This window comes from Amycolatopsis sp. WAC 01416 (assembly GCF_003947485.1).
Taxonomy (GTDB): domain Bacteria; phylum Actinomycetota; class Actinomycetes; order Mycobacteriales; family Pseudonocardiaceae; genus Amycolatopsis.
Map to the genome: position 1 here is coordinate 541,897 of NZ_QHHX01000006.1, position 25,243 is coordinate 567,139.

A 25,243-nucleotide genomic window follows, 5' to 3' on the forward strand; every position below is an offset into this window, starting at 1 on the left:
TGGACCATGGCCGAGCAGTCCACGCAGTCCATCGAGGTCGACGCCGAGCCCGCGCGGGTGATGGCCGTCATCGCCGACTTCCCCGCGTACCCGGAATGGGCCAAGGCCGTCCGGGAGACCGAGGTACTCGGCGAGGATGACAACGGCCGCGCCAAGCAGGTGAAACTCACCCTCGACGCCGGGCCGATCAAGGACGTCTACACCCTCGAGTACGACTGGGACGCCGACGGCAACGGAGTCAGCTGGCACCTGGTCAAGGGGCAGATGCAGAAGGCCCAGAACGGCCGCTACGCCCTCGAAGCGCTGGGCGCCGGCCGCACCAAGGTCACGTATACGCTGTCCGTCGAGCTGGCGCTGCCGATGATCGGGCTGCTGCGCCGCAAGGCCGAGAAGATGGTCATGGACACCGCGCTCAAGGAGCTCAAGAAGCGCGCTGAAGCATCCTGAGTCGAAGGGTAGGCATGCGGATCCTGCTTTTCACCGGCAAGGGGGGTGTCGGCAAGACCACGCTGGCCGCGGCGACGGCGGCCGCACTGGCCGGGCGGGGCAGGAAGACGCTCGTGGTCTCGACCGACCCGGCCCATTCCCTCGGTGACGCCTTCGGCCGCGCTCTCGGCGGCGAACCGTCCGAAGTGGACACCCTTTTGCATGCCGCCCAAATCGACACCCGCGGCCTCGTCGACAGCACCTGGCGCGAACTCCGGCAGGAGTTGCAGACCGCGCTCGCGGGGGCGGGCCTCGGCTCGCTCGACGCCGAAGAACTCACCGTGGTGCCCGGCGTGGACGAACTCCTCGCGCTCACCGAAGTCCAGCGCCTCGCCGAACACGGTCCCTGGGAGACGGTCGTCGTCGACTGTGGACCGACCGCGGAAACGCTGCGCCTGCTGGCTTTGCCCGAAGCCGTCTCCGGCTATCTGTCGAGGATGTTCAAACCGGGCGCGCGGCGGACGGCGGCCGCGGTGCGGCGGCTCGGCGCGCATCTGGACTCGCTGCGCACCCTGCTCACCGACCCGGCCACCACCACCGTACGGCTCGTGCTGACGCCGGAGCGCGTGGTCGTCGCGGAAGCCCGCCGCACCCTCAGTTCCCTTGCCCTGCGCGGGATCCTGGTCGACGGCCTGATCGTCAACCGGCTGATGCCCGCGCCCGGGTTCTGGCGCGGCGCCGCGGCCTCGTGGATGCGGACCAGGCGCACCCAGCAGAACGCCGTCCTCGCCGAGCTCGCCGACGCCGGTTTCGGGTCCGGACAGGTGAAGCCCGTCGAGCACCGCGCCGTCGAGCCGGTGGGGCTCGAGGCGTTGCAGGAAATCGCGTACGAGCTCTATCAGGGGCTGGATCCCCTGACGGGCGACGAAAAAGGTGTCACCCCACTGCTGCAGGTGTCCGAATCGGACGGTGGCTATCAGCTACGGATCGCGGTGCCGCTGCACCGTGACTCCGAAGTGGACCTGGCCAGAGTGGACGATGATCTCGCCGTCACCGTGGACGGTTTCCGGCGGCTGATCGCGCTGCCGGAGATGCTGCGCCCGTGCCGGATCACCGGTGCGGAATCCGACGCGCACGGCCTGGTCGTGAGCCTGGCCGGGAACCGGGGACCCGGGTGAGCGAGTACAGCGAACACACGAAGGCCGACGGCCTCGAACTGGCCGAAGAGATCCGGCTGCTGGTCGAACTCGTCGTCGAGCACGCGGCGCCGTGGCTGGAGGGCCTGATCTCCGCCGGGCACGGCTGCTCGGAACACGACACCGACGGCGGCTGGTGCCCGCTCTGCGCGGTCGTCGGCGTCTTCCGCGGGGAACGGCCCGAGTTCGTGGCACGGCTGATGGAGCAGGCCGCGCAGCTCGTCGCGTTGCTGCGGGCGGTGCTCGCCGATCGCTGGGAGCCCGAGGGCGGGGTGCACATGCCGGGGTTCCAGCCTGCGCGGAAGGAGCCGGCGCGGGAAGATGCGCCGGTGGGAGCTTCGCGGGTCCAGCACATCACGGTGACCAGGCGCGACGCTTGGCAGCCGGACCGGGAGAACTGAGTTGCTGACGGTAGGGGTGGACGTCGGGGGCACGAGTGTGCGCGCCGGCGTGGTGGACGAGCACGGCTCGCTGATGGACACCGCCAGGGTCGGCACGCCCAGCGGGGAGGACGCGCTCGAAGACGCCATCGCCGGTGTGATCGAAGACCTCCGCAACCGGCACGACGTCTCCGGTGTCGGGCTCGCGGTCGCCGGGTTCGTCGCCAAGGACCGGCGGACGGTGATGTTCGCGCCGCATCTGTCCTGGCGTGCCGCGCCGGTCGCCGAACGGATCGAGAAACGCGTCGGCCTGCCGGTGACCCTGGAACACGACGTGAACGCCGCGGCGATCGGCGAGTACCGGTTCGGGGCCGCCCGCGGCGCCCAGGTGGCCGCGCTGATCGCGCTCGGTACCGGGATCGGCGCGGGTCTGCTGCTCGACGGCAAGATCTACCGGGGCGCGTACGGCGTCGCCCCCGAACTCGGGCATCTCACGGTCGTTCCCGGCGGGCGGCCCTGCCCGTGCGGCAAGTACGGCTGCTGGGAGCGGTACTGCAGCGGGACCGCGCTCGCCGCGACCGCGGTGGAACTGCTCGCCCGGCACCCCGGCCGGTCGACCGTGCTGGCGCGGGAGACCAGGGGAGACCCCGGTTCGGTCACCGGCCGCCGGGTCGCCGGTGCCGCCCGCGACGGCGACCCGATCGCCCAGCGCGCGATGACCGAACTGGGCAAGTGGCTCGCCGAAGGACTGGCGCTGGTCGCGGATGTCTTCGACCCGGAGATCATCGTGATCGGCGGCGGGGTGTCCGAATCGGCGCCGCTGTTCCTCGACGAGGCGCGGGAACAGTACGCGGGCAAGATCACCGGCGCCGGGCACCGGCCGCTGGCCCGCATCCGCACCGCGCACCACGGGGACGACAGCACGATCGTCGGCGCGGCGGCGCTCGCCGTCGACGCGGCGAAGGCTCCCGGCGCCGAAGTCGGTGTGACAGGCTGAAGCCGTGACCCGGCAAGACGGCAACGGCTTCGTGAAATGCGACTTCGGGCATCTCCACTGGGGTTTGAACGGCGCCGCCGGGCTGCTGCTGTCCGATCCCGCGCGCGGTGTCCTGCTGCAACGCCGGGCTTGGTGGGTGCATCACGGGCGTACGTGGGCGCTGCCAGGGGGCGCGGTCGAGGCGGGGGAGAGCCCGCGCGAGGCCGCCACCCGCGAGGCGCACGAAGAGGCCGACATCCCGCCGTCGGGCGTCCGCGCGCTGGCCGCGTCGCACGTCGACCACGGGAACTGGCGCTACACCACGATCCTGGCCGCGCCGATCGGCGCGCTTTCGGCCAGGGTGAAGAACGCGGAGAGCGCGGAACTGCGGTGGGTCCGGGCGGGCGAGGTCGCGGACTTCCGGCTGCACCGCGATTTCGCGGTGGCGTGGCCGGGATTGAAGGAACACTTGGATCGCGAACTGGTACTGGTGGTCGACGGCGCGAACGTGGTCGGGTCGCGGCCGGACGGCTGGTGGCGCGACCGGCGTGGCGCCGCGGAACGGTTGCGGGACAAGCTCGCGACCCTGGCCGGAACCGGGCTCGCCGATCCGGCGCTCCCGGGTGGCGGCGAATGGTCGTGGTGGCCGAGGGTCGTGCTGGTCGTCGAGGGGAAGGCGCGGGGAGTCGCGGCCGTGCCCGGCGTCGAGGTCGTCGACGCCGAGTCCGACGGGGACTCCCAGATCGTGGCCGTCGCGCGGGAGGCCAGGGAGGCGGGCCCGGAAGACCACGTCGTCGTGGTGACCGCCGATCGCGAGCTGCGTTCCCGCGTCGAGGCGCTTGGCGCTTCGACCTTCGGCCCGAGCACCCTCCTGGGGCATCTCGATCGCAATTAGGTGCCGAATTGCGGGGTCAGTCAGGGGCGTGCGATCTTTCCGTCCCGCATTTCGGCGATGAGCGAAGCGACGACGGCGCGAAGGCTGCCGTTGTAGTGCTTCGCCACCGCGCGCTGACGCAGGTAGCTGGGCCCGTAGGCCAGGATCGTCTCCACCGACCGCAGTTCGTCGACGCAGTCCAGGCGCCGGGCGACCGGTTCGAGCCGCTCCAGCAGGTCGTAGGTGTCGTCGGTGACGAGCCGTTCGTTGCCCGCCGCGTCGAGGATGATGATCGCGTCGACGCCGTAGCGCGCCGCGCGCCACTTGTTCTCCTGGACGTGCCAAGGCGGCAGCGTCGGCAGGATCTCGCCGTCTTCGAGCCGGGAAGTGAAATCGTCGACGAGACATTGCGTCAGCGCCGCGATCGCGCCGACCTCCTCCAGCGTCGGCAATCCGTCGCACACCCGCATCTCGATCGTCCCGAAATGCGGGGCGGGCCGGACGTCCCAGCGGATCTCGGAGAAGTGGTCGATCACGCCCGTGGTGAACATGTCGTCGACGTAGCTCTCCAGCTCGGTCCACTTCCGGAACTGGAACGGCAGCCCGGCCGTCGGCAGCTGCTGGAACATCAGCGCGCGGTTCGACGCGTAGCCGGTGTCTTCCGCGCCCCAGTACGGCGAAGACGCCGAAAGCGCTTGCAGGTGCGGCGCGTAGTTGAGCAGCGCGTCCAGGATCGGCAGGGCCTTGTCGCGATGGTCGACGCCGACGTGCACGTGGACGCCGTAGATCAGCATCTGCCGCCCCCACCACTGGGTCCGGTCGATGAGCTTGGCGTAGCGCTCCTTGTCGGTGACCTTCTGCTGGTACCACGTCGAGAACGGATGCGACCCGGCCGAGAACAGCTCGACGCCCAGCGGGTCGAGGACCGAATGGACGACGTCCAGCGACTCGTTCAGATCGGCCTTGACCTCGGCGATCGTGTCGCAGATCCCGCTGATCACCTCGATGGTGTTGAGCAGCAGCTCCTGCTTGATCTTCGGGTGCTCCTCCTCGCCGTCGGGCCGGACGGCGTCGAGCACCTGCTCCGCGACCGACGAGAGCTCACCGGTCCGCCGGTCGACGAGGGCGAGCTCCCATTCCGCGCCGACCGTCGACCGGCGCGAGGGAGTGAAGTCGATCTTCATGATCGGAATTGTCCGGCAGTTCAGACCTGCGCGCCGTTGTGCGGATCCGCGCCGGGCGGCGGCCCCTGGCGAACCCGCAGCAGGAGCAGGGCGATCGCGGTCGCGAGGGCGAGGATGCCGAGCGGGGTGCCGAGCCGCGTGCCCATGCCGATCAGATTGGGCGCGATCAGGAGCAGCAGGCCGAGCACGAAGAACAGCAGGACGATGAAGGCGCCCTTGCGCGGACGCGGCAGGGGAGGCGGCTCGGGCGGCACGAAGTGACCCTCGTCCTCGCCCGGCCCGGCGGGATCGTCCTCGAAGAGCGTCTTGTCCCAGCTGGTGCCGCCGCCTCGCCAGCCCGCTTCGGATTCGGCGTCCGACTGTTCGGGCCGGGGTGCCTTCTCCGCCGGCTTTTCCGCCGTCTTCCCGGCCGTCTTCCCCAGGTCGTCTTCCGGGAACAGCCCGACGCCCTCCGCACGGAGGTCGGCCACGATCTCGGCGAACGTCGCGTCGACGTCCTCCGGCCCGTCCTTGCCTCTGCTCATCCGGCGTCCACCTGTCCCGCCCGGCGCACGGACCGGGCGAAGTCCACCGTACGCGTGAAGATCAGGCCCGCGTCGTGGTCTTGCGTGGCGACGTGGAAGCTGTTCTCCAGCACCACCTCGGTCACGTCGTCGCTGCCGATCCCGTCGAGGATCACCTGGGAGTTGACCGGCTCCACGATGTGGTCGACGGCCGAGTGGAGGAGGAGCACGGGCTGGGTCACCTTGCGCAGATCCTCGCGGGTGAGCTTCCACAGCTTCGCCAGGCTCGCCGCCGCGCGCACAGGCGTCCGCGAGTAGGCCAGCTCCGTCTCGCCCGGCTTCGCGATGTCGTTGGCCACGCCCGGCACCGACGGCAGGATCCGCGACAGGACGGGCAGCAGTTTGGCGTCCCACCGCAGGGTCAGCACCGACGGGTTCACCAGCACGATGCCGGCGATCCGGTCGCCGAACTCCTCGGCCAGCCGCAGCGTCAGTGTCCCGCCCATCGACATCCCGGCGACGAACACCGTGTCGCAGGTCGAGAAGAGCGCCAGCAGCTCTTCGCGGACCGCGCCGTACCAGTCTTCCCAGCCTGTCCGGTTCATGTCCTGCCACCGGGTCCCGTGCCCGGGGAGCAGCGGGCAACGCACCGTGTAACCGGCCTCGGCCAGATGGTCGCCCCAGGGCCGCATACTCGCGGGGGTGCCGGTGAACCCGTGGCACAGCAGGAACCCTGCTTCGGACGAACCGGTGTGAGCGAACGGTTCCGCGCCGGCGAGGACGGCCATGCGATCGCCTTCCGTGAGAGCTGGGTAGGTCTACTATGTTCGCACGACCGGAGCGGCTTGTGGGCCCCCGGCCACTGCCGGAATCAGGCCGGATCGGGTGTGAGATCCGTCGCTGGCCGCGGGTAACCGGGTGGACTTCGTTGTGCCAGGAGTGCGCGATTCGTAGTCTTGACCATCGGGCGCAGGGGTTGAGCTGCTAGGAGGAGTTTTCGCAGTGCTGTACTGGCTCATGAAACACGTGTTTATCGGGCCACTGCTCAAGGCGCTGTGGCCCACCAAAGTCGTCGGCGCGGAGAACATCCCCGAAGACGGTGGCGCGATCCTCGCGGGCAACCACCTCGCGGTGGCCGACTCCTTCTTCATGCCGCTGCGCGTCAAGCGCAAGGTGACCTTCCCGGCCAAATCGGAGTATTTCACCGAAAAAGGCTTCAAGGGCCTGCTGAAGAAGTGGTTCTTCACCGGCGTCGGCCAGTTCCCGATCGACCGTTCCGGCGGCAACGCCGCGCAGGCCGCGCTCGACACCGCGACCCGGCTGGTCCGCGAAGGCCACCTCCTCGGCATCTACCCCGAAGGCACCCGCTCCCCGGACGGCCGTCTGTACAAGGGCAAGACCGGCGTCGCGCGGATCGCGCTGGAGTCCGGCGGCGTCGTGGTCCCGGTGGCCATGATCGGTACCGACAAGGTGAACCCGATCGGCTCGAAGATGTGGTGGCCGCGCCGCCTTGAGATCCGCTTCGGCAAGCCGCTCGACTTCTCGCGCTACGAAGGCCTCGCCGGCGACAGGTTCATCGAGCGGTCCATCACCGACGAGATCATGTACGCCCTCATGGAGCTCTCCGGCCAGGAGTACGTCGACATCTACGCCGCCAAGGCGAAGGAACTGCTCGCCGCCGAGGAGGCGGGAATCCGCCCGAAGGTGCCCGCGCAGCCGTCCGCCCACGACGTCGCCCGTATCCCGGACACCAAGGTCGGCTGAGGCCCCACTAGGGTTCTCCGGTGCGCTTTTTCTACGACACCGAATTCATTGAGGACGGCGTGACCATCGATCTGGTGTCGATCGGTGTCGTGGACGAAAGAGGCCGCGAGTTCTACGCGGTCTCGACCGATTTCGATCCCGGCAAGGCGGGCCCCTGGGTCCGCGACCACGTGCTCCCGAAACTCCCGTCGCCCGCAGACCCGGCGTGGCGCAGCCGCGAGAAGATCCGCACGGACCTGCTCGAGTTCTTCGGCAAGCCGCCAGGCGGGATCGAACTGTGGGCCTGGTTCGCCGCCTACGACCACGTCGCGCTGGCGCAACTGTGGGGTCCGATGCCCGCGCTGCCGCGCCAACTGCCGCGCTTCACGCGTGATCTGCGGCAACGCTGGGAGGACGCGGGCAAGCCGAAGCTGCCCGCCGCCCCGGACGACCAGCACGACGCGCTGGCCGACGCGCGGCACAACTACCAGCGGTGGCAGATCATCGAGTCTTACTGGCACCGGTAGGTCCCTTGCCTGAAGTACGTGAAGGACCCCTTCCTGTACCTAGGCGCAAGGATGGGGTCCTTCATGTACTTGGGTGGTCCTCACGCGCGGCGCTTGTGACTGGTGTGGCTGCTGGGGCTGGAGTGGCGGAGCGGCCGGTCCAGAATCCGTGAAGGCCTCCTTCACTACCCTCAAGGTAGGGAAGGAGGCCTTCACTACGGATTGGGCCTGACGTCCCTGACGCGAAGGACGCCATCCCCGCGTGCCATGCGACGAAAGCTCCCTTCGCGGCATAAGCCCCGGCCTTCCACCCCCCGTGCCGTGCAATGAAGGGGCCTTTCATTGCAAATTTTGCAATGAAAGGCCCCTTCATTGCAGCCGCTGGGACCCTTCAGCGGCGCGAGTCCACCGCCTCCGCGAGCGTGTCCAGCAGTTCGGCGGTCGTCTCCCAGCCGAGGCAGGCGTCCGTGATCGACTGCCCGTAGGTCAGCGACGAAGCCGAGCCCAGCGTCAGGTCCTGTCGCCCCGCCACCAGGAAGCTCTCCAGCATCAGCCCCGCGATACCCCGCTCACCGGCGCCGATCCGCCCGGCGAGTTCGCGGACGACCGAGGCCTGGCGCACATGGTCCTTCGCGCTGTTGCCGTGGCTCGCGTCGATGATCACGCGCTCCGGCAGCCCCGACTTCGCGAGCCGCGCCAGCGTGTCGGCCACCGTCGCGGGGTCGTAGTTCGGGCCGGCGGAAGTGCCGCGCAGGATCACGTGACAGTCCTCGTTGCCCGCGGTGGTGATCAGCGCGGCGAGCCCGTCGGGGTTGATCCCGGCGAAGACGTGGCTCGCGCCGGCCGCGCGGGTGGCGTCGACGGCGACCTGTACGTCGCCCTCGGTCGAGTTCTTGATCCCCACCGGCATCGACAGCGCGCTGCACAGCTGCCGGTGCACCTGGCTCGCCGCGGTCCGCGCGCCGATGGAACCCCAGGTCACGGTGTCGGAGATGAACTGCGGGGTGATCGGGTCGAGGAATTCGCAGCCGACCGGCAGTCCGAGCGCCGAGATGTCGAGCAGCAGTTTGCGCGCCATCCGGAGACCGTGGTTGACCTCGTAGGTGCCGTCGAGGCCGGGGTCGTTGATCAGGCCTTTCCAGCCGAGCGTGGTCCGCGGCTTCTCGAAGTAGACCCGCATGACGATGTGCAGGTCGCGGCGGTGTTCTTCGGCCTTGGCGGCGAGGCGGCGGGCGTAGTCGAGCGCGGCGTCCGTGTCGTGCACCGAGCAGGGCCCGACGACGACGAGGAGCCGGTCGTCCCGGCCGTCGAGGATGTCGACGGCCGAGGCCCGCCCGGCTAGGACGGTATCGGCGATTTCCGCCGTCATCGGATGTTCGTGCCGCAGCATCGCGGGCGAGAGCAGCGGGTCGATGGCCGCCGTGCGGTGCCCGTCGAGGGCGATCAGGGTGTCAGCGGAGGGAGACATCGCGGGTCTGGTTCCTTTCGAAAGGGATACCGACCCGCGGGAACTCGCCGAGCCGGTGTGATTCCGGCTCGGGGTGGAGGTCAGCGCAGGTTCACGCCGCCGTGCCCACCCGGGGCCGGCTTCGTAAACCAGAAATAGCGCTGCACGGCGCCAAGCTAGCACATCGCGGACGTGGACCGATTCCCGAGGTGGTCCGCCCTGCACCGATCCAGAGAACTCCCGCTACGCTGGCGGCGGGACATGTGACTGTCATCTCTACGGAACACAAGACGGAGGCTTCTCATGCGTGTCGGTGTGCTGACCGGCGGTGGCGACTGCCCGGGGCTCAACGCGGTGATCCGCGCTGTGGTGCGCAAGGGCATCGAGGTACACGGCTGGGACATCGTCGGGTTCCGCAACGGCTGGAACGGTCCCCTCACCGGGGACAGCCGCCCGCTCGGCCTGAACGACGTCGAGGACATCCTGACCCGCGGCGGCACGATCCTGCGTTCGTCGCGGACCAACCCGTACAAGGTCGAGGGCGGGGTCGACAAGATCAAGGCCGTGCTCGCCGAGCAGCAGGTCGACGCGCTGATCGCGATCGGCGGCGAAGACACCCTCGGTGTCGCGAAGCGGCTCACGGACGACGGTGTCGGCGTCGTCGGGGTGCCCAAGACGATCGACAACGACCTCGGCGCCACCGACTACACGTTCGGCTTCGACACGGCCGTCTCGATCGCCACCGAGGCCATCGACCGGCTGCACACCACGGCCGAGTCGCACCACCGCGCCCTGGTCGTCGAGGTCATGGGCAGGCACGCGGGCTGGATCGCGCTGCACTCCGGTCTCGCCGGGGGCGCGAGCGTGATCCTGGTGCCGGAGCGGCACTTCAACGTCGACCAGGTCGTCTCGTGGGTCGAGCGCCGCTTCGAGAAGGAGTACGCGCCGATCATCGTGGTCGCCGAGGGCGCGCTGCCCGAGGGCGGCGAGGAGAAGCTGCTGACCGGTGAGAAGGACGCCTTCGGGCACGTCCGGCTCGGCGGCATCGGCACCTGGCTGGCCGACGAGATCGCCGCCCGCACCGGCAAGGAGTCCCGTGCGGTCGTGCTCGGGCACGTCCAGCGCGGCGGCACCCCGACGGCGTACGACCGCGTGCTCGCCACCCGGTTCGGGCTCAACGCCGTCGACGCCGTCGCCGACGGTGATTTCGGCGTGATGACGGCGCTGCGCGGCACCGACATCGTCCGCGTCAAGCTCTCCGAGGCGACCGCCGAGCTGAAGACCGTCCCGGTCGAGCGGTACGAAGAGGCCGAGGTCTTCTTCGGCTGAGCCGTGTTTCAGGAGAAGGCCCCTTACTTTGTGCTGAGCTCGGGTAAGGGGCCTTCGCTTTCCTTGCGGCGCCTCCATCGCGGCGAGTTGAATCGGCCGCCTGGGGGATCTGGGTGGAAAGGCGGCGGTTCTCATGGCGGGAGCGGGATCCAGCAGGCGCGAGTTCCTGAGATGGCTGGCCGCCGGCGGGACCGGGGTGGCGCTCGCCGGGCTGCTGCCCGGCACGGCCGCCGCGGACACGCGCGAGATCGTCGTCATCGACCGGGTCACGCTGATCGACGGCACGGGTTCGGCGCCGCGGCGTGACGTCTCGGTCGTGCTCGTCGGCGACCGGATCGCCTGGGTCGGCGCCTCCGGCCAGGTTCCGGAAACCGGTGGCGCGCGGGTGATCGACGGCCGCGGCAAGTACCTCATCCCGGGTCTGTGGGATATGCACACCCATGGCGCGGATCTCGAAGAGATCGTCCCGCCGCTGCACCTCGTCCACGGCGTCACGGGCGCCCGCGAGATGTGGGGGTACGCGGAGAACCGCGCGACCAGGGACAAGATCGAACGCGGGGAGCTGCTCGGCCCGCGGTTCGTACTGGCGAGCGGGATCGTCGACGGGCCGGTCACGCTCCTCGGCCCGCCGGTGCTCCAGGTGACGACGGCGGCCGAGGCGCGGGCCGCCGTCCGCGCGGAGAAGGCCGCCGGCGCCGAGTTCGTGAAGACCTACTCCTACCTCGGGCCCGACGCCGTGCGAGCGATCGCGGACGAGGCCCGCCACCAGGGCCTGAGGTTCTCCGGGCATTGGCCGTACAAGCTGTCGCACCTCGAGGCGAGCGACCTCGGCCAGCACAGCTTCGAGCATTTCTTCGGGGTGTCCGTCCACTGTTCGTCCCGGCGCGACGAGATCCTCGCCAGGCTGAAAACGACGCCCTACGATCCCGCGGCGCCGCGCGCCTTCTTCAACCTGGCGCGGCAACTGGAGTTCGATTCGGTCACCACGTACGACCCCGGCGTGGCGCGGGCCTACTTCGGCGGGCTGCGGCGCAACGGCACCTGGCACTCGCCGACGCTGACGATCAACCGGGTGGTCACCCAGCCCGCCGAAACCCACCAGCACGACCCCCGGCTGAAATACATCCCCGCGGACCTGCGCGAGAGTTGGGTCAAGGGCATCGAACTGTTCGCACCGAAGACGCCGTCGGAGATCGCCCTTCAGGAGCGGTACTACCAGGAGACGCTGCGGCTGGTCGGCGTCGCGCACGAAGCGGGCGTCGGGCTCATCGGCGGCACCGACTGCCTCAATCCGTACACCTTCCCCGGCAGCGGACTGCACGAGGAGCTCGCCTTCCTGGTCGAGGCCGGGCTCTCGCCGTTGCGGGCGTTGAAGACCGTCACCGGCGACGCCGCGAAGTTCCTCGGCAGGGAAAGGACTTCGGGCACCGTGGCGGCGGGGAAGGAGGCGGATCTCGTGCTGCTGGACGCGAACCCGGCCGCCGACATCCGCAACGTCGCGAAGATCGACACCGTGATCACTCGCGGCCGCGTACTCGACCACGCGGAGCGAGGGCGGATGCTCGCCGCCGTCGAGGCCGCCGCGAACCGGCCCTCGACGAGTCCCCGGATCCGGTCGCTCGCCCGGCGGGGCTGTTGCTGCTGAGGTGTCAGCCGATCTTCTCGGCCAGCTCGATGATGATCCCGTCGGGGCCGCGAAGGTAGCAGAGCCGGAAGCTGTCCTCGTAGTTCACGACTTCGCCCACGAGTGTGCCTCCGTGGGGCCGCACCCGGTCGAGGACGCCTTCGATGTCGTCGACCTGGAAGGCGAGGTGGCGCAGGCCGAGCGTGTTGGCCGGAGCGTGCGAGTCACCGGGGTGGGACTCGGGCGTGAGGTACTGGATGAGTTCGAGCCGCCCGTCGCCGCCGGGGACGCGCACCATCGCGATCTCCGATTTGGCCTGCCCGACCGCGGTGATGCGGTCCGCCAGGTCGCTCTCCATCGTCATCTTGCCTTCCAGTTCGAGGCCGAACTCGACGAAGAACGCGACGGCGGCCGTGAGGTCGCTGACGATGACGCCGACGTGGTCCAGCTGCCGGATGGCCATGGTGATCTCCTCGCTGTGGGGGTGTGCTGCCCCAGGGACGACGCCGTCCGGCGGTTCTCGACATCGGAGGGTCAGATGAGCGCGAAGGTGTCCAAAAGCGAGACGGCGCGCGCGATGTCTTCGGTGAGCGGCCGGTCCTCGACGCTCGGGTCGAGCACGGAGGCGGCGGTCTCGTAGGCGTCCCGCGCGGGCAGGGAGACGAGTTCGGCCTTCCGCATCCGCAGCGCCCGGACGGCCGCGACCAGCTCGCACGCCAGCACCTGCTGATACGCCGTCCCGGCCGCGGTCGCCGCCCGCGCGGCCTGGGTGGAGAAGCTCGCGTGGTCTTCGATCCCGCGCGAGACGACGGCGGTGCCCAGCGTCGCCGGGAGCGCGGCCTGCCGCAGTTCGGTGAGCGCGTCGTGGGCGACGTACTCCAGGATCATCACGCCCGAACTGCCCGACGGCCCGGCCGCGAGGAACGGCCGCAGCCCGGTGAACTCCGGTTCCACCAGGTCGCCGAGGCGGGCCACCGACAGCTCCGCGACCTGGTGGACGGTCGCGCGCACCTGGTCGAGTGCGGTCGAGACGTACGCGGTGTGGAAATGCGCGTGGTGGTAGGCGTCCTGGTGCACCGTCGAGATCATCGGGTTCTCGGTGCTGGCGTTGATCTCCACCGCGAGCACGTCGCGCAGGTAGTGGATCGCGTCCAGTGCCGGCCCCTGGACCTGCGGGAAAGCGCGGAGCCCGAACGGGTCCTGGATGCGCCTGCCGGGTTTGGGCGTGCCCTCCATCCCGAGCAGTCGCCGCATCTCCGCCGCGCACGCGACCTGCCCGGCGTGCGGACGCGCCTCGTGCACAGGAGTCGCGTACGCCTCCGGGTTCCCGTCGAGCGCGATGTAGGTCAGTGCCGCGACAACGTGACTCGCCCGCGTCAGCGTGTCGAGCCGCATCGCCGCGAGGGTCGCTTCGGCCAGGGTGGCGGCGTTGCTGCTCATGAACGCGAGCGCGTCACCGGCCTGCACGGGTACCGGCGGCACACCGCCGGTCAGCCACGGCCGTTCGCCGGTGAGGGCGAGCGCGGTCTCCGCGAGCGGGGCGAGGTCGCCGGTGCCGATCGCGCCGAGCCGGTGCACCAGCGGCAGCGACCCGGTCCGCACCGCGGCGGCCAGCGCCCCGATCAGCTCCGGGCTGAGCCCGGAACGTCCGGCCAGCAGCTGGTTGAGCCGGATCAGCATCATCGCCCTGGTCTGGGCGGGGGACATGACGTCGCCGCTGCCGCCGGCGTGACTGCGCAGCAGCCGCAGCCCGTGATCCGGCGACTCGCCCTCGCCGACCGGGTCCTCCTTGTTGGCGCCGACGCCGGTGGTGCGGCCGTAGACGATCCGCCGCGTGCTCAGCTCCTCGGCGAGTTTCCACGCGCTTTCGGCGCCGCGCAGCGCGGCGATGGAAACGTCAATGCCCAGCGGTCCCTCGGTGCCCGCGGCGGTCACGACGTCCGCGCAGCGCAGGGTCCGGCCGTCGACCCGGATCACGGCGGCCTCCTTTCCCGACCGCCCCACTATGACCGCACTCAGTCCGACGGCGGCTGCCAGGGCGGTCGGTTGCCCCAGTCCCACTTCGGCATCGGCTCGGGGACGGTGACCTCGCGGCCGGGCTCCGAGAACATCACCGCGAGCCTGCTGCCCCATTCGACGTAGGCGGCGAACGCGGAGCGGAACTCGGGGTCGGCGGGCAGCCCTGCCTCGTCGGCGGCGTCGAAGAGCAGGTTCACCCAGCGGCGGCGCTGCTCTTCGGTGATGGCCCGCCCGAGATGCCGTCCGACCATGTGCCGGTGGCCGCCGTGGTCGTGGCTGTAGGTCTCGGGGCCGCCGAACACCTCGGCGAGCCAGACCGCCACGTGCTCGGGATGGCCGGGGTCCATGTGGCGGAAAACGGGCTCCAGCAAGGGGTCCTTCAGCACATGGCCGTAGAAGACGGCGGTCAGCCGTCGCAGGGCGTCCAGCCCGCCAGCCCATTCGTACAACGTCGGCGTCTCGGTCACGTAGGGTCCTCCCAGCGGCGATGATCTCCCGGTCGGGCAAGGCAACCATCCTCCGACCGCTCCGGACAACCGCTTACTTTTCGGTGCGTACCAACGGGAGTGGCGATGAAGCGATACCACTGCGCGGTCGAGCTCGCCGTCGACGTCATCGGCGGCAAGTGGAAGCCGGTGATCCTGTCGCATCTGAAGGAAGGGGTGCACCGGTACGGCGAACTGCGGCGCCGGATGCCGGGCGTCAGCGAGAAGATGCTGACCCAGCACCTGCGCGAGCTGGAGGCGGACGGCCTCGTGCTCCGTGAGAGCCGGGAAGGCCGGGTGCCGCACGTCGAGTACCGGCTCACCGAGGAAGGGGAGCGGTTACGCCCCGCACTCCAGGCGCTCTACCACTGGGGGACGCGGCGCGCGGCCGACCGCGGAATCCCGTTCGAGCCGTTACCTATTCACTGACTGTCTTCGTCGAGGTGCCGCTCGAGCTCGTCGATCCTTCCTTCCCAGAACCGGCGGTACGGCGCGAGCCACGCGTCGACTTCCGCGAGCGGCTCCGGGCGGAGCCGGTAGCAGCGGCGCTGGGCGGCGACGCGGACGGTGACCAGACCCGCCTCGCGTAGGACACGCAGGTGCTTCGATACGGCCGGTTGGCTCAATTCGAGGACCTCGACCAGCTCGTTGACCGACCGTTCGCCGTCGCGCAAGAGGTCCAGGATGGTTCTCCGCCGCGGCTCGGCGAGGATCTCGAAAGTCTGCATCATCCGGGAAATGTGCCCCGTGCGGCATATTTCCGTCAAGGAATGTTCGAAAATGTCCATCCGAAAGTCGCGGTCTGAACCATTGACGAAGTGGTCTAGTCCACTTAACTTGTGCGTGTCCCGCCGCAGTCCTCTCGTCACCGATGGTGACGTTGAAGGGAGAACGCATGCCCCGTCTGAGCAGGATCACCGCGATCGTGGGTGCCGCGGCCGTCGCGCTGGGCGCGCTGGCCGTCGCCGCACCGGCGCAGCAGGCGACCGCCGCCCCCGAAGCGCAGGACGCCTCGGTCGGCAAGGTACTCGGGTACTTCGCCGAATGGGGCGTCTACCAGCGGAACTACCATGTGAAGAACATCGACACCTCCGGTTCGGCGAGCAAGCTGACCCATATCAACTACTCGTTCGGCAATGTGACGAACGGTGGCTGCGCGATCGGCGACGCGGAAGCGGCGACCAGCAAGTTCTACGACGCCGCCGGCAGTGTCGACGGGGTCGCCGACAGCTGGGACAACGGCGCGCTGCGCGGAAACTTCAACCAGCTGAAGAAGCTCAAGGCCAAGCACCCGAACCTCAAGGTGCTGTGGTCCTTCGGCGGCTGGACCTGGTCCGGCGGCTTCGGCGAGGCGGCGAAGAACCCCGCCAAGTTCGCGGAGTCCTGCTACAACCTCGTCAACGACCCGCGCTGGGCCGGCGTCTTCGACGGCATCGACATCGACTGGGAGTACCCGAACGCCTGCGGTCTCTCCTGTGACACCAGCGGCCCGGCGGCCATCAAGAACCTCGCGCAGGCCCTGCGGGAGAAGTTCGGCTCGAAGCTCGTCACCGCCGCGATCACCGCGGACGGCACCGACGGCGGCAAGATCGACGCCGCGGACTACGGCGGCGCTTCGCAGTACTTCGACTGGTACAACGTCATGACCTACGACTACTTCGGCGCCTGGGCCGCGCAGGGTCCGACCGCGCCGCATTCGCCGCTGAACGACTACGCGGGTATCCCGACCGCCGGCTTCCACTCCGACGCGGCGATCCAGAAGCTGAAGAGCAAGGGCGTTCCGGCGGGCAAACTGCTGCTGGGTATCGGTTTCTACGGCCGCGGCTGGACCGGTGTCACGCAGGACGCCCCCGGTGGCACCGCGACCGGCCCGGCGGCGGGCACCGAGCCGGGTATCCAGGACTACAAGGTCCTGAAGAACACGTGCCCGGCCACCGGCACCGTCGCGGGCACCGCCTACGCCAAGTGCGGCAGCGACTGGTGGAGCTACGACACCCCGGCGACCATCGGCGGCAAGGTCACCTACGCCAAGAACCAGGGTCTCGGCGGCGCCTTCTTCTGGGAGCTGTCCGGTGACACGACCGACGGCGAGCTGATCACCGCTCTGGCCAAGTAAGCCCCTCTCGGGCGCGCGTGAAGGCCCCCTTTCCTCGGCTCAGCCGAGGGAAGGGGGCCTTCACGCGCTTCTGTCGGGGGTGGGGATTAACGTCACCGCATGGGTTTCGAGGGTTTCGGCGAGTACGCCATCGACTTCTACGACGGTCTCGAGGCGGACAACTCCAAGTCCTATTGGGACGCGAACCTCGCCACCTACAAGGCCGACGTCCGCGCGCCGATGGAGGCGCTGCTCGCCGAGCTGGTGCCGGAGTTCGGTGACGGCTTCGGCGAGGGAAAGGTGTTCCGCCCGTATCGCGACGTCCGGTTCGCCAAGGACAAGACGCCGTACAAGACCCACTGCGGCGCGGTGATCGAGCAGGGCCGCGGCGGCGGCGCGTACTACGTCGAGGTCGGCCCGGCCGGGCTGCGTGTCGGCGGCGGCTGCTTCCACTTCGAGTCCGATCAGCTCGCCCGCTTCCGCAAGGCCGTCGACACCGAACTGCGCGGCGCCGAACTGGCCAAGATCCTCGCGAAGCTGGAGAAGGCGGGCTGGGAGGTCAAGGGGGACAGGCTCAAGTCGAAGCCGCGAGGGTTCGCCGAGGACCATCCCCGCATCGACCTGCTGAGGTACCGCTCGGTGTACGCCGTCCGCGGCTGGGAACCGGACGACGTCCTGCACGAACGGGGCACGCTCGACCGGGTGCGAAAGGCATGGCGGCAGGTCCGCGCGTTCAACGAGTGGGCCCGTGACCGGGTCGGGCCGAGCGAGAAGCCGCGACGATAACCAGCGAACCCTGATCGGCGGTTGTCCATCCCAGGTGAACTGACACTTTTCTTGAACTTTCGGTATCGGTACAGACGTATCCGCGATGAGGGACTACGCTGTACGAACGTGAGCCGACGCGCGAAGATCGTTTGTACCCTGGGCCCCGCGACCGCTACGCCGGAGAAGATGCGGCAACTCGTCGACGCCGGGATGGACGTCGCGAGGATGAACTTCAGCCACGGGACGCACAGCGACCACAAGCAGGTCTACGACCTCATCCGCACCGCCGCCGCCGAATCCGGCCGCGCCGTGGGCATCCTCGCCGACCTCCAGGGGCCGAAGATCCGTCTCGGCACCTTCGCGGGCGGTCCGGTCGAGTGGCACAACGGCGACGTCGTGCGCATCACCGTCGAGGACGTCGCGGGTACGCACGACCGCGTCTCGACCACCTACAAAGGACTCGCCGACGACGCGAAGCCCGGCGACCGTCTCCTCGTGGACGACGGCAAGGTCGGCCTCGTCGTCAAGCAGGTCGAGGGCCCGGACGTCGTCTGCGAGGTCACCGAAGGCGGCCCCGTCAGCAACAACAAGGGCGTTTCCCTGCCGGGGATGGACGTGTCCGTGCCGGCGCTGTCCGAAAAGGACATCGAAGACCTCGAGTTCGCGCTCGAACTCGGCGTGGACTTCATCGCGCTGTCCTTCGTCCGCTCGCCCGCCGACATCGACCTGGTCCACCAGGTGATGGACCGCGTCGGCAAGGGACGCCTCCCGGTGGTCGCGAAGATCGAGAAGCCCGAAGCGGTCTACAACCTCGAAGCCATCGTGCTGGCCTTCGACGCGGTGATGATCGCCCGTGGTGACCTCGGCGTGGAACTCCCGCTGGAGCAGGTCCCGCTGGTGCAGAAGCGCACCATCCAGATCGCCCGAGAGAACGCGAAGCCGGTCATCGTCGCGACGCAGATGCTCGAGTCGATGATCAACAGCTCCCGCCCGACCCGCGCCGAGGCCTCGGACGTCGCCAACGCGGTGCTCGACGGCGCGGACGCCCTCATGCTGTCGGGTGAGACCAGCGTCGGCCGCTACGCCATCGAGGTCGTCCAGACCATGGGCCGGATCATCGAGGCCGTCGAGACCGACTCGCCGGTCGTGCCGCCGCTCTCGCACGTCCCGCGCACCAAGCGTGGCGTCATCTCCTACGCGGCCCGTGACATCGGTGAGCGGCTGAACGCCAAGGCACTGGTCGCCTTCACCCAGTCCGGTGACACCGTCCGCCGGCTCGCGCGGCTGCACACGCGGCTGCCGCTGCTGGCGTTCACGCCGGAGGAAAGCGTCCGCAGCCAGCTCGCGATGACCTGGGGCACCACGACGCGGATCGTGCCGAAGGTGGGCTCCACCGACCAGATGATCCAGCAGGTCGACCACGCGATGCTCGAAATGGGCAAGTACGCCAAGGGCGACCTGGTGGTCATCGTGGCCGGTTCCCCGCCCGGGACCGTCGGCTCGACCAACCTCATCCGGGTGCACCGCCTCGGCGAGGACGACCACGCCTGACCTTCCGCGGTATTGCCAGGCCGCGACTGTGCCGTGGCTGGGGTGGTCGTGAGTGGCGATTCGGGTTAGAACCCGAATCGCCACTCACGACCACCTGTACCGAAGGTGGCCTTCGCGACAAACGTCCCGCCTCACCCGGGACCGGGACACCCTTACGGCCTAAAGTTCAGGACATGACTGAGATGGCCAGGGAAGCCGCGGCCGGATTCGACAACGCCGGCGGAGTGGGCGGACAGCCCGTGCTCGACCGGCTGGTCGCGTTGCTGGACTTGGAGAAGATCGAGGAGAACATCTTCCGCGGGGTCTCGCCCGCTCACTCGCCGGTGCGGGTGTTCGGCGGACAGGTCGCCGGGCAGGCGCTGGTCGCCGCGGGCCGCACGGTCCCCGAGGAGCGGAAGGTCCACTCGCTGCACGCGTACTTCATCCGCGGCGGCGACCCGAGCGTCCCGATCGTCTACGAGGTCGACCGGATCCGCGACGGCCGTTCGTTCACCACCCGCCGCGTCGTCGGCATCCAGCACGGCAAGGCGATCTTCTCCCTGTCCGCCTCGTTCCAGAAGGACGAGGGCGGCATCGAGCACTCCGAGGACATGCCGGACGTCCCGGACCCCGAGTCGCTCCCGACGTTGCAGGAGCGCGCCGAGGGTTACTTCATGGGCCATCTCGACCGGCCGCGCCCGATCGACCTGCGGTACGTCAACGACCCGCCGTGGGTGACCAGGAAATCGGGCGAGCGCCCTGCCAGGAACCAGGTCTGGATGCGGGCCGACGGCAAGCTCCCGGATCAGCAGTTGCTGCACGTCTGCGTCCTGACCTACGCCTCCGACATGACGCTCCTGGATTCGGTCCTCGCGCGCCATGGCGTCTACTGGGACCTCGACAAGGTGATCGGCGCGAGCCTCGACCACGCGCTCTGGTTCCACCGCCCGTTCCGGGCCGACGAGTGGTTTCTCTACGACAGCGCGTCGCCGACGGCGTCGGGTGCCCGTGGTCTGGCGACCGGCCGGTTCTTCGCCGCGGACGGAACGCATATCGCGACCGTCGTGCAGGAAGGCCTTCTCCGGGTGGTGTGAACGGTGACGTTCCGCATCGGAGAGGCGTCTTGTCCACTCTTTAGAGGGAATGACGAAACGCATTAACATCTGGAGCCAGAGCATTACGGAATGGTGGACATAAAGGGAGGGCCGGAACCGATCGGGGGACGGCTCCGGCCCTGCTCCGGGGGTGAATCCGGCCTCGACGGGTGTCCTTCCGGAACCCATCGGTGCAGCTCGCGGCCCCGCGCCCGTGCCGCGAAGGGTCCGCTGCCGCCGGTGAAGGCGGGCGTACCGCGTTGCACAATGCTCAACCTACAACGGCAATCTGCAAATTGCAGGATGAAAACCCGGCCGGGTCGGAAAATGGTGGTGTGACCATCTCACCGAATGTGTCTCGGGCTGGTTAGATGTGCTTCGTGCGGCGTTACTGAACACTGTTCTCCTCGCCGTGTCGCGATCGATGGTGCTCGGACAGCTTGTGGAGGTGCCGTGATGACGAGGGGTCAGGGGCCCACCGTGCGCCGCCGACGGCTGGCGAGCGAGCTGAGGCGATTGCGCGAGGCGGCGGATCTCACCATCGACGAGGTGAGCGAGAAGCTCGAATGCTCGGCGTCGAAGGTCAGCCGGATCGAGACCGGGCACGTCGGCGTCACCCCACGCGACGCGCGCGACATGCTCGAGCTGTACGGCATCGCGGGTGACGAGCAGGAAGCGCTCGTCCAGCTGGCCAGGGAAGCCCGCAAACGCGGCTGGTGGCATGCGTATAACGAGGTGTTCACCGGCACTTTCGTCGGCTTGGAGGCGGACGCGAGTTCACTGCGTGCGTTCCAGGCGCTGCTGGTGCCGGGACTGTTGCAGACCGAGCGCTACGCCAAGGCCGTGATCAGGGCGATGCGGCCCGACGCCGAAGACGCCGAGATCAGACGCAGGGTGGCGGCGAGGATGGCGCGGCAGGAGCTGCTGACGGATCCTTCGCCGCCCGAGTACTGGGCCGTCATGGACGAAGCGGTCCTGCATCGCACGGTCGACGGCGCCGAGGTGATGGCGGAACAGCTGTACCGGATGGTCACGATGGCGGCGCAGCCGAACGTGACCGTCCAGATCGTGCCGTTCGGCGCGGGTGCCCATCCCGGGATGGAGGGTCCGTTCCTCATCATGGGCTTCCCCGAACTGGCCGACACCGACGTGGTCTACGTCGACAGCACCTCCAGCGGGCTCTACCTGGAGGAACCCCCGGACGTCCGGCGATACGCGTTGATGTTCGACCATCTGCGTGCCGCCGCGTTGAAGCCGGACGACTCGGTCGAGGTGATCGCCGAGGCCGCCGGAAGGTTCGCCGAACGGGCGGCCCTTCCGGAGAAACCGCAGTGACGGGACTCGGAGCGCTCGACGTCCCCGGAAACGAGTAAGGAGTGGGGAGCATGACGCCCAACGATGATCTTTCCCAGGCCCGGTGGTTCAAGAGCAGCCACAGTGGCGGCGGCAACGACTGCGTAGAGGTCGCCTTCACCGGTTCCGGTGCCGCCCTGAGGGACTCCAAGGACCCCGAGGGAGGTGCCTTCCGCCTCTCGCCGCAGGCTTGGCGGGGGCTGCTCGGCGCCGTGCGCCCGAGTGGCCCGGGTCACGCCCAGAACCACTGAAACTCGACCCCTTACGCCGCCCGAGCAGGGGATGGGCCGGCGTAAGGGGTCGAATCACGTCCGGGTGTAGGTGATCACCCGATGCCGCAGGGCACCCCTCAGGACGAATCTCATCACTACCAACAAGGCAGTGAGTTCCTAAGGGGAAACAGTGATGAACACGAACGACGCTCTGCTCACCGGAGTACTGGCCGAGGTCGAGTACCGGCGCGAAGAGCTCCAGCGAGCGGGCCGCAGCGTATGGGTCGACCGGGCCCGCCGGGCAGGCAAGCGGATCCGCGCGCACCGCGCCGAAGTCCGGGTGCCCGCCCAGCAGCGGCGCGAGGCGCGACAGGCGCCCGCCCGCAGCGGCGAGATCACCCGGTAGAGGCCGAGTGCGATGAAGCTCTCGGCTAAAACACAGGCGAAGTTGTCGGCCCGGTAGGCAAGAATGCACCTCGTGCCCCGTCTTGGCTCCGGAATCCCGATCGTCGCCCGCACTCAGGAGATGCGGCAGCTCCGCGCCGCCTTCGCCCGTGCAGAACGGGCCGAGGCCGGCGCGGTGCTGCTCTCCGGTGACGCCGGCGTCGGCAAGACCCGTCTACTGACCGCGCTGGGCGAGTTCGCCACGGGCACGGGCGCCCTGGTGCTCACCGGGCGCTGTATCGACGTCCATGAGGGCGGTCTTCCTTATCTTCCGTTCGCCGAGGCGCTCGCGCCGCTGGCGACGACGTCCGATCCCGCGGTCACCGCCGCGGTCCGGGCCCGGCCGGCGCTGGGCAGGCTGCTCCCGCAGATGCAGCAGGCGGAGGACTACCCCGCCATCGAAGACGGTCAGCTCACCGCGAGCGAACGGGTGTCGACGCAACGGCTCCGGCCCGAGCAGGACCTCGGCCAGCTCCAGCTGTTCGACGCGGTACTGGGGGTGCTGACCGTCATCGCGCAGCGCCGGCCCGTGGTGATCCTGCTGGAGGATCTGCACTGGGCCGACGGCTCCACCCGGAACCTGCTGTCCTTCCTGCTGACGAGGTTGCGCACCCAGCGGCTGCTGGTGGTGGCGAGCTACCGCGAGGAGGACGTCCACCGGCGGCATCCGCTCCGGGCCGTGCTGTCGGAGGTGGTGCGCCTCGGCGCGGTCGAACGCGTCGAGGTCAAACCGTTCGGCGCCGAGGACGCGCGCGCCTTCGTCGAGGCGCTGGCCGACGAGCCGATCGCCCAGGACATGATCGCCGACATCGTCGCCCGCTCCGAGGGCAATCCGTTCTTCGTCGAGGAGTTGCTCGCGTCGGCGAAGGACTGCCGTGAACTCCCCGCCGGGCTTGCCGAAGTGCTGCTCGCCCGGGTGGAACAGCTTTCCCAGATCACCCGCCGTGTGCTGCGTGTGGTCTCGGTCGCCAAGGACGCGGTGGCGCACGCCGCGCTCGCCGAGATCTCCGGTCTGGACGAACTCGAACTCGACGAGGCACTGCGCGAAGCGGTGCAGCATCACGTGTTGGTGATCGAGAACGGTTTCTACACCTTCCGGCACGCGCTGTTGCAGGAAGCGGTCTACGGCGATCTGCTGCCGGGGGAGCGGGTGCGCATGCACGCGGCGTACGCGTCGCGCATCCGCAACCGGACGCAGGGGCGCGGCCAGGACGCCCGGCTCGCGCACCACAGCCTGGAGAGCAAGGACTTCGTCACCGCGCTGGCCGCGTTGCTGCGCGCGATGGACGAGGCGGAGAAGCTGGGCGCGCCCGGTTCCGCGCTGCGCCACGTCGAACAGGCACTGTCCATTTGGGACGCGGTGCCCGCGGCGGACCGGCCGTCGGACGTCGACGAGCTCCGGTTGCTGCACGAGGCTTCGTACTTCGCGAGCACGTCGGGCGAGCCGGAGCGGGCGGTCGCCTATTCGCGATCCGCCACCGAGGCCCTCGGCCCGGACACCGGCAACGAGCGCGCCGCCAAGGTCTGGCGACGGCACGCCGAGGCACTGCTTTCGGTCGACGGCACGCTCGACGAGGTCGTCGAGGCGATCGACAAGGCCTGGGAGCTGGTCGAACACACCGAGGCGAGTTCCGCGCGGGCCTGGGTGCTCGCCACCCGGGCGGGCATCCTGCGGCTGATCGACAGGCACGACGAGGCACTGCAGTGCGCGCTGGCCGCGGTCGCCGACGCCAGGGCCGTCGGCGCGGGCGGGGCGGAGGCGGCCGCGCTGGTCTCGCTCGGGACGCTGGCCGATTCGGCGGGTGACGTCGAGGAGGCGCGGGAGCGGTTGCGCCAGGCCGAGCGGAAGGCCAGGGATTCCGGCGCGCTCAACGGCGAACTGCGGGCACTGCACTTCCTCGGGCTGAGCTACGACGACAGGGCCGAGATCCACTCCGCGCTGAAGTACTACGCCAAGGGCATCAAGCGGGCCAAGGAGACCGGGCTGACCTGGAGTTCCTTCGGGATCGAGCTGCGGACGAAGCACCTCACGCTGCGGTACGTCAGCGGGGACTGGCCGGAAGACGACGACGCCGGCCGCGCGGGCCGCGGCGTTTCGAGTGTCGTCGCCGGGCGGTTCCTGAGTATCTGGGCGCAGTTCGTCGTCGGCAGGGGCCGGTTCGCGGACGCGGACAAGATCCTGCCCAGCCTGCGCCAGCACTGGAGCACGGACATCTCCATCGCGCTCGCGGCGGGTGACGCCGCCATCCAGCTCGCGTCCTGGCGCGGGGACCACGCGGGCGCGGTGCGGCAGGCGCAGGAGCTGATCGGCTGGCTCGAAGAGGTCGAGCCCGCGATCCTCGGCGGGATCCGGATCAGCGTGCACGGCGTCGCGGCCGCCGTCGCGCAGGCCGCCGAAGCCCGGGTGCGCGGCGATCTCGCGACGGTCGAGGCGGCGGTGAAAGCGGGTGAGGAGATGCTCGCCCACGGCCGCCACTGCGCCGAACACGGCGTCCCGCGTTCGGTGTCGCTGGGCCCGGAGGCGCTGGCGTGGCTCGCGCGGCTGGAGGCGCTCGGCGGCTGCCTGCGCGGTGCGGGAGATCCGGCGCTGTGGGCGAAGGCGGTCGAGGCGTTCGGGTACGGCGCGGTATACGAGCAGGCGATATGCCGCCTGCAGCACGCGAAGTCCTTGCTGGCCTCCGACGGTGACACCGCACTCGCGACGTCGGAGCTGCTGGCCGCGCACACGGTGGCCGACCGGCTGGGCGCCTGCCCGCTGCGCGAAGCCGTCCGCGAGCTCAGCCACCGGGCGCGTGTCGAGCTTCCCGGCGAGGCCGCGGCCCCGCGACGTGACGTCGTCGACCCGCTCACCGACCGCGAACGCGACGTACTGGAACGCGTCGCGCTCGGCCGGACCAACCGGCAGGTCGGCGAAGAGCTGTACATCAGCGAGAAGACGGTGAGCGTCCACCTTTCGCGCGTGATGGCGAAACTCGGCGCGAGCCGCCGGGACGGTGCGGTCGCGATCGCCTACGACCGGGGCCTGCTCGCCGCCCCGACCTCTTCCTGACCCGCA

General features: G+C 69.5%; 26 protein-coding genes. 18 read left to right on the forward strand and 8 right to left on the reverse strand.

What is annotated here, in order from left to right; all coding sequences use genetic code 11:
- The first annotated feature begins 6 nt into the window (after window positions 1–6).
- The 5 genes from DL990_RS23360 to DL990_RS23380 are packed head-to-tail and all read left to right on the forward strand — an operon-like array spanning window position 7 to window position 3,873.
- Entirely contained in the window at window positions 7–447 is a 441-nt protein-coding gene (locus DL990_RS23360; protein ID WP_125785432.1) for an SRPBCC family protein, read from the forward strand.
- Window positions 448–461: 14 nt separating this feature from the next.
- A complete protein-coding gene (locus DL990_RS23365) occupies window positions 462–1,604 on the forward strand; it encodes an ArsA family ATPase (RefSeq protein WP_125785433.1) in 1,143 nt (380 codons plus the stop codon).
- Entirely contained in the window at window positions 1,601–2,023 is a 423-nt protein-coding gene (locus DL990_RS23370; protein WP_125799890.1) for a hypothetical protein, read from the forward strand. The genes DL990_RS23365 and DL990_RS23370 overlap by 4 nt, the downstream gene beginning before the upstream one ends.
- Window positions 2,024–2,039: 16 nt before the next feature.
- Window positions 2,040–2,999: an ROK family protein gene (locus DL990_RS23375; protein WP_125785520.1), complete on the forward strand. Its 960-nt coding sequence runs from the start codon at window positions 2,040–2,042 to the stop codon at window positions 2,997–2,999.
- 4 nt (window positions 3,000–3,003) lie between these two features.
- Window positions 3,004–3,873, forward strand: coding sequence for an NUDIX domain-containing protein (locus tag DL990_RS23380; RefSeq protein WP_125799891.1), 870 nt, complete (start codon window positions 3,004–3,006; stop codon window positions 3,871–3,873).
- 20 nt (window positions 3,874–3,893) lie between these two features.
- Here DL990_RS23380 and DL990_RS23385 read toward each other — a convergent pair whose 3' ends face one another.
- From DL990_RS23385 to DL990_RS23395, 3 genes are read right to left on the reverse strand one after another with little or no spacing between them, the layout of a single operon-like run.
- Window positions 3,894–5,036 carry a glutamate--cysteine ligase gene (locus tag DL990_RS23385; RefSeq protein WP_125785436.1) on the reverse strand — a complete coding sequence of 381 codons (1,143 nt, stop codon included), beginning with the start codon at window positions 5,034–5,036 and terminating at the stop codon, window positions 3,894–3,896.
- 20 nt (window positions 5,037–5,056) lie between these two features.
- Window positions 5,057–5,560, reverse strand: a complete 504-nt coding sequence (locus DL990_RS23390) for a hypothetical protein (RefSeq protein ID WP_125785437.1) — start codon at window positions 5,558–5,560, stop codon at window positions 5,057–5,059.
- Window positions 5,557–6,327, reverse strand: coding sequence for a carboxylesterase (locus DL990_RS23395; protein ID WP_125785438.1), 771 nt, complete (start codon window positions 6,325–6,327; stop codon window positions 5,557–5,559). The genes DL990_RS23390 and DL990_RS23395 overlap by 4 nt, the downstream gene beginning before the upstream one ends.
- Window positions 6,328–6,541: 214 nt before the next feature.
- Here DL990_RS23395 and DL990_RS23400 point away from each other — a divergent pair, with 214 nt between their 5' ends.
- Together DL990_RS23400 and DL990_RS23405 are read left to right on the forward strand one after the other, a co-directional pair.
- Window positions 6,542–7,303 carry a 1-acyl-sn-glycerol-3-phosphate acyltransferase gene (locus DL990_RS23400; RefSeq protein WP_125785439.1) on the forward strand — a complete coding sequence of 254 codons (762 nt, stop codon included), beginning with the start codon at window positions 6,542–6,544 and terminating at the stop codon, window positions 7,301–7,303.
- A gap of 20 nt (window positions 7,304–7,323) precedes the next feature.
- Window positions 7,324–7,809, forward strand: a complete 486-nt coding sequence (locus tag DL990_RS23405; protein WP_034322519.1) for a polyadenylate-specific 3'-exoribonuclease AS — start codon at window positions 7,324–7,326, stop codon at window positions 7,807–7,809.
- Window positions 7,810–8,179: 370 nt separating this feature from the next.
- On the opposite strand, the gene DL990_RS23410 is transcribed toward DL990_RS23405, so the two are convergent.
- Window positions 8,180–9,256 carry a 3-deoxy-7-phosphoheptulonate synthase gene (locus DL990_RS23410; protein WP_125799892.1) on the reverse strand — a complete coding sequence of 359 codons (1,077 nt, stop codon included), beginning with the start codon at window positions 9,254–9,256 and terminating at the stop codon, window positions 8,180–8,182.
- 282 nt (window positions 9,257–9,538) lie between these two features.
- Here DL990_RS23410 and DL990_RS23415 point away from each other — a divergent pair, with 282 nt between their 5' ends.
- Together DL990_RS23415 and DL990_RS23420 are read left to right on the forward strand one after the other, a co-directional pair.
- On the forward strand, window positions 9,539–10,564 hold the full coding sequence (locus DL990_RS23415; protein WP_125799893.1) for a 6-phosphofructokinase: 1,026 nt from the start codon (window positions 9,539–9,541) through the stop codon (window positions 10,562–10,564).
- A 133-nt stretch (window positions 10,565–10,697) separates the two neighbouring features.
- Window positions 10,698–12,209 (forward strand): amidohydrolase family protein, encoded by a 1,512-nt coding sequence (locus DL990_RS23420; protein ID WP_125799894.1) that lies wholly within the window; start codon window positions 10,698–10,700, stop codon window positions 12,207–12,209.
- A 4-nt stretch (window positions 12,210–12,213) separates the two neighbouring features.
- Here DL990_RS23420 and DL990_RS23425 read toward each other — a convergent pair whose 3' ends face one another.
- The 3 genes from DL990_RS23425 to DL990_RS23435 all read right to left on the reverse strand — a co-directional run bounded on the left by DL990_RS23425 (window position 12,214) and on the right by DL990_RS23435 (window position 14,674).
- Window positions 12,214–12,651: a VOC family protein gene (locus DL990_RS23425; RefSeq protein ID WP_125785443.1), complete on the reverse strand. Its 438-nt coding sequence runs from the start codon at window positions 12,649–12,651 to the stop codon at window positions 12,214–12,216.
- A gap of 71 nt (window positions 12,652–12,722) precedes the next feature.
- Window positions 12,723–14,165 carry an aromatic amino acid ammonia-lyase gene (locus tag DL990_RS23430; RefSeq protein ID WP_125799895.1) on the reverse strand — a complete coding sequence of 481 codons (1,443 nt, stop codon included), beginning with the start codon at window positions 14,163–14,165 and terminating at the stop codon, window positions 12,723–12,725.
- Between the two features lie 38 nt (window positions 14,166–14,203).
- Window positions 14,204–14,674: a group II truncated hemoglobin gene (locus DL990_RS23435; RefSeq protein ID WP_125785445.1), complete on the reverse strand. Its 471-nt coding sequence runs from the start codon at window positions 14,672–14,674 to the stop codon at window positions 14,204–14,206.
- Window positions 14,675–14,779: 105 nt separating this feature from the next.
- Here DL990_RS23435 and DL990_RS23440 point away from each other — a divergent pair, with 105 nt between their 5' ends.
- Window positions 14,780–15,121 (forward strand): helix-turn-helix domain-containing protein, encoded by a 342-nt coding sequence (locus DL990_RS23440; protein ID WP_125799896.1) that lies wholly within the window; start codon window positions 14,780–14,782, stop codon window positions 15,119–15,121.
- On the opposite strand, the gene DL990_RS23445 is transcribed toward DL990_RS23440, so the two are convergent.
- The gene (locus tag DL990_RS23445) at window positions 15,115–15,423 is read right to left on the reverse strand and encodes a helix-turn-helix transcriptional regulator (protein ID WP_125799897.1); all 309 of its coding nucleotides are present in this window, start codon (window positions 15,421–15,423) and stop codon (window positions 15,115–15,117) included. The two genes, DL990_RS23440 and DL990_RS23445, sit on opposite strands and share 7 nt — an antisense overlap.
- A 164-nt stretch (window positions 15,424–15,587) precedes the next feature.
- Here DL990_RS23445 and DL990_RS23450 point away from each other — a divergent pair, with 164 nt between their 5' ends.
- From DL990_RS23450 to DL990_RS23485, 8 genes are all read left to right on the forward strand, one after another.
- Window positions 15,588–16,808, forward strand: a complete 1,221-nt coding sequence (locus tag DL990_RS23450) for a glycoside hydrolase family 18 protein (protein WP_125799898.1) — start codon at window positions 15,588–15,590, stop codon at window positions 16,806–16,808.
- A gap of 99 nt (window positions 16,809–16,907) precedes the next feature.
- A complete protein-coding gene (locus tag DL990_RS23455) occupies window positions 16,908–17,573 on the forward strand; it encodes a DUF2461 domain-containing protein (protein WP_125785448.1) in 666 nt (221 codons plus the stop codon).
- 108 nt (window positions 17,574–17,681) lie between these two features.
- A complete protein-coding gene (gene pyk, locus DL990_RS23460; protein WP_125785449.1) occupies window positions 17,682–19,106 on the forward strand; it encodes a pyruvate kinase in 1,425 nt (474 codons plus the stop codon).
- A gap of 173 nt (window positions 19,107–19,279) precedes the next feature.
- Window positions 19,280–20,179, forward strand: coding sequence for an acyl-CoA thioesterase II (gene tesB, locus DL990_RS23465; protein WP_125785450.1), 900 nt, complete (start codon window positions 19,280–19,282; stop codon window positions 20,177–20,179).
- A 456-nt stretch (window positions 20,180–20,635) separates the two neighbouring features.
- Entirely contained in the window at window positions 20,636–21,514 is an 879-nt protein-coding gene (locus DL990_RS23470) for a helix-turn-helix transcriptional regulator (RefSeq protein ID WP_125785451.1), read from the forward strand.
- Between the two features lie 50 nt (window positions 21,515–21,564).
- Window positions 21,565–21,783, forward strand: coding sequence for a DUF397 domain-containing protein (locus DL990_RS23475; RefSeq protein WP_125785452.1), 219 nt, complete (start codon window positions 21,565–21,567; stop codon window positions 21,781–21,783).
- A 154-nt stretch (window positions 21,784–21,937) separates the two neighbouring features.
- Window positions 21,938–22,150: a hypothetical protein gene (locus DL990_RS23480; RefSeq protein ID WP_125785453.1), complete on the forward strand. Its 213-nt coding sequence runs from the start codon at window positions 21,938–21,940 to the stop codon at window positions 22,148–22,150.
- Window positions 22,151–22,213: 63 nt separating this feature from the next.
- On the forward strand, window positions 22,214–25,237 hold the full coding sequence (locus DL990_RS23485; protein ID WP_125799899.1) for a helix-turn-helix transcriptional regulator: 3,024 nt from the start codon (window positions 22,214–22,216) through the stop codon (window positions 25,235–25,237).
- The last annotated feature ends 6 nt before the right edge of the window (window positions 25,238–25,243 follow it).